Annotated in this window: 11 protein-coding genes; 9 read left to right on the forward strand and 2 right to left on the reverse strand. The window is 66.4% G+C overall.

The window, feature by feature from the left end; genetic code table 11:
* The first annotated feature begins 104 nt into the window (after positions 1 to 104).
* The 7 genes from adh (at position 105) to ACFWPK_RS24435 (ending at position 6,667) form a co-directional block, all read left to right on the forward strand.
* Positions 105 to 1,622, forward strand: a complete 1,518-nt coding sequence (gene adh, locus ACFWPK_RS24405) for an aldehyde dehydrogenase (RefSeq protein ID WP_378919410.1) — start codon at positions 105 to 107, stop codon at positions 1,620 to 1,622.
* Positions 1,622 to 1,999, forward strand: a complete 378-nt coding sequence (locus ACFWPK_RS24410) for a DUF779 domain-containing protein (protein WP_378919412.1) — start codon at positions 1,622 to 1,624, stop codon at positions 1,997 to 1,999. The genes adh and ACFWPK_RS24410 overlap by 1 nt, the downstream gene beginning before the upstream one ends.
* Positions 2,000 to 2,161: 162 nt before the next feature.
* On the forward strand, positions 2,162 to 3,589 hold the full coding sequence (eat, locus tag ACFWPK_RS24415; protein WP_378919414.1) for an ethanolamine permease: 1,428 nt from the start codon (positions 2,162 to 2,164) through the stop codon (positions 3,587 to 3,589).
* A 31-nt stretch (positions 3,590 to 3,620) separates the two neighbouring features.
* A complete protein-coding gene (locus tag ACFWPK_RS24420) occupies positions 3,621 to 5,033 on the forward strand; it encodes an ethanolamine ammonia-lyase subunit EutB (RefSeq protein ID WP_378919416.1) in 1,413 nt (470 codons plus the stop codon).
* Between the two features lie 59 nt (positions 5,034 to 5,092).
* Positions 5,093 to 5,929, forward strand: a complete 837-nt coding sequence (gene eutC, locus ACFWPK_RS24425; protein ID WP_378919418.1) for an ethanolamine ammonia-lyase subunit EutC — start codon at positions 5,093 to 5,095, stop codon at positions 5,927 to 5,929.
* Between the two features lie 75 nt (positions 5,930 to 6,004).
* Positions 6,005 to 6,403: an NUDIX domain-containing protein gene (locus tag ACFWPK_RS24430; protein WP_378919420.1), complete on the forward strand. Its 399-nt coding sequence runs from the start codon at positions 6,005 to 6,007 to the stop codon at positions 6,401 to 6,403.
* Between the two features lie 90 nt (positions 6,404 to 6,493).
* Complete coding sequence (locus tag ACFWPK_RS24435) at positions 6,494 to 6,667, forward strand: hypothetical protein (protein ID WP_378919422.1); 174 nt, start codon at positions 6,494 to 6,496, stop codon at positions 6,665 to 6,667.
* 60 nt (positions 6,668 to 6,727) lie between these two features.
* Here ACFWPK_RS24435 and ACFWPK_RS24440 read toward each other — a convergent pair whose 3' ends face one another.
* Positions 6,728 to 6,973, reverse strand: a complete 246-nt coding sequence (locus ACFWPK_RS24440) for a hypothetical protein (protein ID WP_378919586.1) — start codon at positions 6,971 to 6,973, stop codon at positions 6,728 to 6,730.
* Positions 6,973 to 7,839 (reverse strand): mycothiol conjugate amidase Mca, encoded by an 867-nt coding sequence (mca, locus tag ACFWPK_RS24445; RefSeq protein WP_378919424.1) that lies wholly within the window; start codon positions 7,837 to 7,839, stop codon positions 6,973 to 6,975. Before mca ends, ACFWPK_RS24440 begins: the two co-directional genes overlap by 1 nt.
* 120 nt (positions 7,840 to 7,959) lie before the next feature.
* Here mca and ACFWPK_RS24450 point away from each other — a divergent pair, with 120 nt between their 5' ends.
* Positions 7,960 to 8,418: a DUF4307 domain-containing protein gene (locus tag ACFWPK_RS24450; protein ID WP_378919426.1), complete on the forward strand. Its 459-nt coding sequence runs from the start codon at positions 7,960 to 7,962 to the stop codon at positions 8,416 to 8,418.
* A 238-nt stretch (positions 8,419 to 8,656) separates the two neighbouring features.
* Positions 8,657 to 9,148, forward strand: coding sequence for a transcription elongation factor GreA (greA, locus tag ACFWPK_RS24455; protein ID WP_056813695.1), 492 nt, complete (start codon positions 8,657 to 8,659; stop codon positions 9,146 to 9,148).
* Positions 9,149 to 9,315 lie beyond the last annotated feature (167 nt).

Here is a 9,315-nt window from a genome sequence, read left to right on the forward strand (position 1 = left end):
CGGCGCCAGCCGCCAAAAAACACTGTGTTCAACGTTTCATCAACCCTCAGCGGGGATAGTGATGGGCGTCACGCTTCACCGGAATCAGCGAGGAGCCACCGCACATGATCTACGCCAAGCCGGGCACCGAGGGCAGCATCGTCAGCTACGCGCCGCGATACGACAATTTCATCGACGGCAAGTGGATTCCGCCGGTAGAAGGCCGCTATTTCGAGAACACCTCCCCGGTCGACGGGCAGCCGTTCTGCGAGATCGCCCGCTCGAGCGCCGCCGATGTGGAACTGGCGCTCGACGCCGCCCACCGCGCGGCGCCTGCCTGGGGTGAGGCCTCGGCCGCCGAGCGCGCCAACATCCTCAACAAGATCGCCGACCGGATCGAGGCCAACCTCGAGGCCCTCGCCGTGGCCGAAACCTGGGACAACGGCAAGCCGGTCCGCGAAACCCTGGCCGCCGACCTCCCCCTCGCGGTCGACCACTTCCGCTACTTCGCCGGGGTGCTGCGCGCGCAGGAAGGCGGCATCAGCGAGGTCGACAAGGACACCATCGCCTACCACTTCCACGAGCCGCTCGGCGTTGTCGCACAGATCATTCCGTGGAACTTCCCGATCCTGATGGCCACCTGGAAGCTGGCTCCCGCCCTCGCCGCGGGCAACGCGGTGGTGCTCAAGCCCGCCGAGCAGACCCCGGCCTCGATCATGAAGGTCGTCGAACTCGTCGCGGATCTGCTGCCGCCGGGAGTTCTCAACGTGGTCAACGGTTTCGGTGTCGAAGCCGGTAAGCCGCTGGCCTCCAGCCCGCGCGTGGCGAAGGTCGCGTTCACCGGTGAGACCACCACCGGCAGGCTGATCATGCAGTACGCGAGCGAGAACATCATCCCGGTCACCCTCGAGCTGGGCGGCAAGAGCCCCAACATCTTCCTGGCCGATGTGATGGCCGCCGACGACGACTACCTGGACAAGGCGATCGAGGGGTTCGTCATGTTCGCCCTCAACCAGGGCGAAGTGTGCACCTGTCCGTCACGCGCGCTGATCGCCTCGTCGATCTACGACGAGTTCATGGCCCGCTGTATCGAGCGCACCAAGGCCATCATCAGCGGCAATCCCCTCGATGAAGCGACCATGATCGGCGCCCAGGCCAGCAACGATCAGTTCGAGAAGATCCTGTCCTACATCGATATCGGCAAGAAGGAAGGCGCCGAGGTACTCACCGGTGGCGCGGTCCGCAGTGTCGACGGGCTGGCCGAGGGCTACTACATCGAGCCGACGATCTTCAAGGGCAGCAACGACATGCGCGTGTTCCAGGAGGAGATCTTCGGCCCCGTCGTCGCGGTCACCACCTTCGACTCCACCGAGGAGGCGCTGTCGATCGCCAACGACACCCTCTACGGCCTCGGTGCCGGCGTGTGGACACGCGACATGAACACCGCCTACCGCCTCGGCCGGGGCATCAAGGCCGGTCGGGTGTGGACCAACTGCTACCACGCCTACCCCGCGCACGCGGCGTTCGGCGGCTACAAGAAGTCCGGCATCGGGCGCGAGAACCACAAGATGATGCTCGATCACTACCAGCAGACCAAGAACATCCTGGTCAGCTACTCGGCGACGAAGCTCGGCTTCTTCTGATGGTGCAGCGCGTCGACCTCACCGAACAGGCGGCGGCGCTGCTGCGGGACTTGACCGGGCAACACGGCCCGGTCATGTTCCACCAGTCCGGTGGTTGCTGCGACGGCAGTTCGCCGATGTGTTACCCGCGTGGGGAATTCCGCGTCGGCGGTTCGGATGTGCTGCTCGGGTACCTGCCCGGCGACACCCCGTTCTGGATGAGTGCCGACCAGTTCGAATACTGGAAACACACCCACCTCACCGTCGACGTGGTGCCGGGCCGCGGCGGCGGGTTCTCCCTCGAGGCTCCCGAAGGCGTGCGGTTCCTGATCCGCTCACGTCTGTTCACCGACGAGGAAGCGGCCGCGCTGGAGTCGGCGCCGCCACCGACCGGGTGATCTGAAACACCCGTAATCAGTTCGTTTCCGCAGGTCAGCGGTGCTCGATACGCACCGCTGACCTGACGGATCCACGCGCGTAACAGTCGTCAACCATTCTTCAACCCTCGACGATCACCGTTGCCTGGCGAACGCGCTTTGCTTGTTGATGAGGAGCTCCACGTGAGTACAGAAACCAGCCCCGCCACCGGCGAGGACGTACCGGTCGACGACTATCTCGCCAAACGCACCCTGCGCAAGGGCTCGGCGGGCTGGGTGCTGCTCGCCGGCCTCGGCGTGAGTTATGTGATCTCCGGCGACTTCTCCGGCTGGAACTTCGGTCTCGCCGAAGGCGGTTTCGGTGGTCTGCTGATCGCCACCATCGTGATCGCCGCGATGTATCTGGCCATGGTGCTCGGCATGGCCGAGATGTCCTCGGCGTTGCCCGCGGCAGGCGGCGGCTACACCTTCGCCCGGCGCGCGCTCGGACCATGGGGCGGATTCGCCACCGGCACAGCCATTCTCATCGAGTACGCGATCGCGCCCGCCGCCATCGCCACCTTCATCGGCGCCTATGTGGAATCGCTGAACCTGTTCGGGATCACCGACGGCTGGTGGGTGTATCTGGCGGTATACGCGCTGTTCATCGGCATCCACCTGGCCGGTGCGGGCGAGGCGCTCAAGGCGATGTTCGTGATCACCGCGATCGCGCTGGTCGGGCTGGCGATCTTCGCGGTGGCGGCACTCGGCAGGTTCGACGTGGCCAACCTGACCGATATCGCGGCCGATCCCGCGGCGACCGGATCGTCGTCGTTCCTGCCGTTCGGATACATGGGTATCTGGGCCGCCATCCCGTTCGCGATCTGGTTCTTCCTGGCGGTGGAAGGCGTGCCGCTGGCCGCCGAGGAAGCCAGCGAGCCGGAGAAGAACGTGCCGAAGGGCATCATCGTCGCGATGCTGCTGCTGGTCGTCACCGGCGCGGTGGTGCTGTTCCTGGTCACCGGCGCACTCGGCGCCCAGGACGCGTCGGCCTCGGGTAACCCCCTGGTAGAGGCGCTGGGCGACAGCTCGGCGGCCAAGGTGGTCAACTACATCGGCCTGGCCGGTCTGGTCGCCAGCTTCTTCTCCATCGTCTACGCCTACTCCCGGCAGACCTTCGCCCTCTCGCGCGCCGGCTACCTGCCGACCAGCCTGTCGGTCACCAACTCCCGCAAGGCGCCGGTGCTGGCACTGATCGTGCCCGGCGTCATCGGCTTCGCCCTCTCGCTCACCGGCGAGGGCGCGATGCTGCTGAACATGGCCGTGTTCGGCGCGGCGCTGAGCTACGTGCTGATGATGGTGAGCCACATCGTGCTCCGCGTGCGCGAGCCTGCAATGCCGCGTCCGTACCGCACACCCGGCGGCATTGTCACCACGGCGTTCGCCCTGGTCATCGCGGCCATCGCGGTGGCCGCCACCTTCCTCGTCGACCCGGAGGCCGCGCTGTGGACCCTCGGTGTGTTCGTCGCCTTCATGGCCTACTTCGGGCTCTACAGTCGCAAACACCTGGTCGCCAAGTCGCCGGATGAGGAGTTCGCGGCGATCGCCGAGGCGGAATCCGAGCTCGGGTAACTGCGAACGCTTCGAAAGGAGACGACAGCCGATGACCGTGTACCGCAGCACAATCGGTGTCACGACCTATAGTTTCGAGGGTCTGATCGACCTGATGGCGAAGGCCACGCCACTGCGCAGCGGCGACGAACTCGCCGGATGCGCGGCCGCCACCGATGCCGAGCGCGCCGCTGCGCAGTGGGCCTTGGCGGAGTTGCCGCTGACCACATTCCTCAACGAGGTCCTTGTACCTTACGAAACCGACGAGGTCACCCGGCTGATCATCGACAGTCACGACCGGGTGGCCTTCGGGCCGATCGCGCAGCTGACGGTCGGCGGGCTGCGGGATTGGCTGCTCGCGGTCGCCGCCACCGAGGATTCAGCGGCGACGCTGTCCGCGGTGTCGCCGGGGCTGACGCCGGAGATGGTCGCCGCGGTCAGCAAGATCATGCGCAATCAGGACCTGATCGCGGTGGCCAAGGCGGCCGAGGTGACCGCGGGATTCCGTACCACCATCGGCCTGCCCGGCCGGTTGAGCACGCGATTGCAGCCGAACCATCCCACTGATGATCCGCGCGGGATCGCCGCCGCCACCTTGGACGGGCTGCTGCTCGGCTGTGGCGATGCGGTGATCGGGATCAACCCCGCCACCGATTCACCGCAGGCCACCTCGGATCTGCTGCATCTGCTCGACGAGGTGCGATCGCGCTTCGATATCCCGACCCAGTCGTGCGTGCTCTCCCACGTCACCACGACCATCGGGCTGATCGAGGCAGGGGCGCCGGTGGACCTGGTGTTCCAGTCCGTGGCGGGTACCGAGGGCGCGAATACCGGCTTCGGCGTGAACATCTCGCTGTTGCGGGAGGGGAACGAGGCGGGGCGATCGCTGCGACGCGGCACCGTGGGCGACAACGTGATGTACCTCGAAACCGGGCAGGGGTCGGCGCTGAGCGCCAATGCCCATCTGGGCGTCGGTGATCGACCGGTGGACCAGCAGACCCTGGAAGCTCGCGCGTATGCCGTGGCCAGGGATCTACAACCGCTCCTGGTGAACACGGTCGTCGGCTTCATCGGGCCGGAGTACCTCTACGACGGGAAGCAGATCATCCGCGCCGGACTCGAGGACCACTTCTGCGGCAAACTGCTCGGCCTGCCGATGGGTGTGGATGTCTGCTACACCAACCACGCCGAGGCCGACCAGGACGACATGGACACCCTGCTCACGCTGCTGGGTGCGGCCGGTTGCGCCTTCGTCATCGCGGTTCCCGGCGCCGACGACGTGATGCTCGGCTACCAGAGCCTCAGCTTCCACGACGCCCTCTACGCCCGCCAGGTCCTGAACCTGCGCCCCGCACCGGAATTCGAGGCCTGGCTGTCGGGCCTCGGCATGCTCGACGCGAACGGCCGTGTGCGACAAGTGGAACCGCTGTCCTCACCCTTGCGAGCCCTGACAGCCACTCGATGAGCGCACCGCGTCAGCCGAACGAGCCGCTCACGAACATCGACGCAGAAACGGAACCGCCTGTGACCCCACCTGTTCCGGCCCCACCGGTCGCCGCTGGGCCCGAGACGCAATCGCCTGTCGCCGAGGACTTCTGGCGAGATCTTCGGGGTAGTACGCAAGCCAGAATCGGGCTCGGCCGCACGGGCGACGCGTTGCCGACGACCGACGTCCTAGCCTTGCGCGCCGCACATGCCGCGGCCCGTGACGCCGTGCACCTTCCTCTCGACGTCGCGACCTTGACCGAACACATCGCCGCACTCGGCCTCGGCACTCCGGTCTCCGTAGCCAGCAGGGCAGCCGATCGCGCCGAGTACCTGCGCCGCCCCGATCTCGGCCGAGTGCCCGACGATCTCACCCCCGTCACCGCTACCGACGCGGACATCGGCTTCGTTCTCGCCGACGGGCTGTCCCCCTTGGCACTGTCCGAGCACGCCCCCGATCTGCTCGCCGCCCTGGCAACCGAACTCGGCGACCGCTACACCATGGCCCCACCGGTGATCGCCACCCAGGCCAGAGTGGCGCTGGGTGACCACATCGCCGAAGCCATGGGCGTGCGCACTGTTCTGGTATTGATCGGCGAGCGCCCCGGCCTCTCGGTCGCCGACAGCCTCGGCATCTACCTGACCCACCTACCGCGCCCCGGCCGCGCGGACGCCGAACGCAACTGCATCTCCAACATCCACCCACCAGACGGCCTCGCCTACGCCGACGCCGCCCGCGTGGTGGCAGGTCTGATCGCGGGGGCCCGCGCACTCGGCCGCTCGGGAGTCGACCTCAAAGACACCTCGCGTACCGACTCGCTGACCGCAGCCGAAACGCTGACCGTCGACGCGCCGACGCAGGCACCGACTCGCTGAGCTGACCCAGACACCAGCGTGACGCGGAGCACGTTCGGCATGAGACGGGGCCTATCGCTCCCTAGAGTGATCCCCATGATCCGCACCGCCGCCCTCGCCCATGTCCGCGACCGCAGGCTGATTCAGACGCGTCCCGAAGGCAAGGATGTCTTCTACATGGCGGGCGGCAAGATCGACCCCGGCGAGACCCCTTTACAGGCGCTACATCGCGAGATCGAGGAAGAACTCGGCGTCGGTTTGGCCGGTGTCGCCGAGTTCGGCATCTTCGAAGCCGAAGCCTTCGGACACCGCCGCAACACCGGTCTGCACATGACCTGTTTCCGTGCCGAACTCACCGGAGAACCCCACGCCACCGGCGAAATCGCCGAATTCCGCTACTTCACCGTGAGTGAATACGCCGCGATGGAGCACGTCGCACCCGGTTCGATGATGGTGTTCCGGCGCCTGCACGAACTCGACCTCATCGACTGGTAGCGCGAACGGCCTCGATTGGATATCGGCCGAAACGAACCTTCGAACGGCGACGATCCCATAGCTGTGAACATCCCCATATCCACCGCGCCGATGACAGTGTCCGAGCGCAGCGCAGCGCTACGCCGACTCGTCGCACTGTTCGGCCTGATGAACACGATGATCGAATTGAATGCCAGCGGGGCGCCGCGGTCGGTGGCCGAGCACGCCGCCACCGCGCGCGACCTGGTCGGCGAACTCGTCGCCGACCTGGCCGCAGCGCGCTAGGCGTACCTCCGCATTCGCTCCGGCCATGCGCGGCTGAGGACCGCTGCGCGCCTGTGCCGCCTACGTACTCTGCTTCGGTTCCGAATCCTCGACCGTGATCACACCGGGCTCGGTGCCGTCGTCGGCCTTCTGATCCGGTTCCGGATGCTCGGGTTCGAACGTTTCGGGCAGACCCTTGAGGTGCTTGTTCATCGAGCGGACCAGCAGCACCGTGCCTGCCAGCAGGATCAGGATGACCAGCAGGCCGAGGGGTGAGGCCTTGCCGAATTCGGGGCCCGTCGGTTGCTGTGCGAGGTAGGCCAACATCACCGGTCGTTGTCCTCGATGCCGGCGAACAGGTCGGTCTCCGGGATGGCGGTGGACACGCGCGTCTTGGCCAATTCGAACTCCTCGGTCGGCCAGAGCCGCTGCTGCATCTCCAACGGGATCGCGAAGAACGCGCCGTTGGGATCGATCTGGGTCGCGTGGGCGCGCAGGGCGTCGTCACGCTGGGGGAAGTATTTCGAGCATTCGATCTGGGTGGTGACCCGGCCCATGATGTCGCCGCGCGCCGCCTGGTACTGCTTCATCCGGTCCAGCCACTCCTGCAGCGGGAACGGTTCGCCGATGCGCTCGTACTCCTCGGCGAAGGCCTCGAGGCGCTTCATGCTGAAACCGTGGTCGTAGTAGAGCTTGAGCGGCGTCCACGGCTCGCCCGCCGCGGGGAACTTCGTCGGATCGCCCGCGGCCTCGTAGGCGGCCATCGACACCTCGTGGCAGCGGATGTGGTCCGGGTGGGGGTAGCCACCGTTCTCGTCGTAGGTGGTGATCACCTGCGGCTTGAACTCGCGGATCACGCGCACCAGCGCCTCGGTGGACTCCTCGAGCGGCACCAGCGCGAAGCAGCCCTCCGGCAGCGGCGGCAGCGGGTCGCCCTCTGGCAGGCCCGAGTCGACGAATCCCAGCCAGTGCTGGCGCACGCCGAGCGCGTGGGCGGCCGCGGCCATCTCCTCGCGCCGCACTTCGTTGATCCGGTCGAGCACACCGGGGGTGTCCATGGCCGGGTTCAGGATGCTGCCGCGCTCGCCACCGGTCAACGTCACGACGAGCACCTCGACGCCCTCCGCGGCGTACCTTGCGGTCGTCGCGGCGCCCTTGCTCGATTCGTCGTCGGGGTGGGCGTGCACTGCCATGAGGCGAAGGCCACTCACTTCTCGTTCACCGTCGCTCTCGCTCGCGGGTGTCAGATGTCGTTACCTATAGTTCCATCCGACCCCCCGTTTGTTCCGACCACCCCCGGGAGCGCGAAACCGATGACCGAGCCCGCACCGGACTCCGCCGCGACCTCGGCCGCCGCAGCAGCGCGACACGCCGACCGATACGGCACAAAACCACCTGCGCGTCGCCTGTGGGTGATGGTTTTGCTCGGTGTCGGCGTCGTTGTCGCCGGTTTCGCCGTGGCCTATCTCGGCTTCCAGAAATATGGTCCGAAGGCGGTCGAGACCGAGCAGCTCGGCTATGTGGTCGTCGACGATGCCACCCTGGAGGTGCGGATCAAGGTCACCCGTGACGACCCACAGCAGGCCGTGGTCTGCTTCGTGCGGGCGATGGATCGCGACAGCGCCGAAGTGGGACGGCGCGAAGTACTGGTCCCCGGTTCGGACTCGACCAGCGTGCAGGTGAGCACTACGGTCAAGACATCGGCACGCGCTTCGGCGGGCGATATTTATGGTTGCAGCGACCAGATTCCTGGGTATCTGCGCACCGGATAGCCTGCCTGACTAGCCTGACCTGCATTTTTATGAGACATGCTAAAATGGGTTGATACACGGTTCCGGGGTTCGGAGCCGTGTTTGCTGCATTGGCGGCCAGCGGTGCTGTTTGCGGGTATCGGGTTCACCCCCAGGATCGCTCCAGCCGTCGGGCTGGTGCATGCCCTCCTTCGGGAGGAATGGCGCTGGTTTCAGGGAATCCCGGTCCGCCGGGAACAACTACTAGGGAGTGATCGAGATGACCGAGAATGTGACCTGGCTTACCCAGGAGTCGCACGACAGGCTCAAGGGCGAGTTGGACTCGCTCATTGCCAATCGTCCGGTCATTGCCGCCGAGATCAACGAGCGCCGCGAAGAGGGCGACCTCAAGGAGAACGGTGGCTACCACGCCGCGCGTGAAGAGCAGGGTCAGCAGGAGGCGCGTATCCGCCAGCTGCAGGAACTGCTGAACAACGCCAAGGTCGGCGTCGCCCCCACCAAATCCGGCGTGGCGCTGCCGGGCTCGGTCGTCACGGTCTACTACGACGGCGACGAAGGCGATACCGAGACCTTCCTGATCGCGACCCGCGAAGAGGGACTCGGCGCCACCGGCCTCGAGGCCTACTCGCCGAACTCGCCGCTGGGCGGCGCGCTGATCGACGCCAAGGTGGGCGAGACCCGCGAGTACACACTCCCCAACGGCAACACCATGAAGGTGACGCTGGTCAGCGCGGAGCCGTACCACAGCTGAGCCCGCTGAACCCGTAGGTCCAGAACCCGAACGCAAGCGGCCGCATCCGGAATCCGGATGGGGGCGCGTGGTGGTTGGTGGGGGGGGGATGGGAGAGAAAAGCCGGCGACGCGGCAACAAAGAGCAGGCGGTTGTTTTTGATTGGCCCACCGAGACCGGCCACAAAG

Origin of the sequence: Nocardia sp. NPDC058519, from assembly GCF_042719755.1 — a bacterium.
Classification (GTDB): domain Bacteria; phylum Actinomycetota; class Actinomycetes; order Mycobacteriales; family Mycobacteriaceae; genus Nocardia.